General features: G+C 72.3%; 1 protein-coding gene. It reads left to right on the forward strand.

The features are described 5' to 3' along the window. Positions 1-559 (forward strand): 3'-5' exonuclease (locus AB4Z42_RS28375; RefSeq protein WP_442012577.1); only part of this gene is annotated, 559 nt, incomplete at both ends.

Below are 559 nucleotides of genomic sequence, written 5' to 3' on the forward strand. Positions count from 1 at the left end.
GGACGGAAGGGAACGCTGTGGGGCGTCCTGTCGGCGCGGGCCGACGAGCGTCCGGCCTGGCGCGAGGCGCACGCCCTGCTGGACTGGGCCCTGACCGCCCGCCGTCGCCGCCAGCCGTATGAGTTCTACGCCCTGTTCCTGGGCAAGCTGGACATCAACGGCGTCAGCAACCGCGCCCGCGCCCTGACGCGCCTGGGCGAGGAGGCGGCCGACGCCCTGGACGAGTTCCTGGCCCAGATCACCAACGCCGAGGCGCGCGTCGTGCGGGATCTGGAGACCCTGGTCGCCGAGTTCGCTGCGCTGGACATCGTGGTCAAGCGCGAGATGGAGGGCGTGCGCCGGCAGGTGCGGGTGATGACCGCCCACGGCGCCAAGGGCCTGGAGGCGCCGATCGTCTTCCTGCCCGAGACGACGATGAAGGGCGGGGCGCGCGGCTCGCCGCTGCTGGCCACCGAGAAGAAGGGTTTTCTCTGGTGCGCCTCGGGCAAGCAGGACTGCGAGGCCTCGGCGGCGGCGCGCAAGCTGCGTGAGGACAAGGCCCAGCAGGAGGCCTATCGCC

Origin of the sequence: Mycobacterium sp. 2YAF39, assembly GCF_052114565.1 — a bacterium.
Classification (GTDB): Bacteria; Actinomycetota; Actinomycetes; order Mycobacteriales; family Mycobacteriaceae; genus Mycobacterium.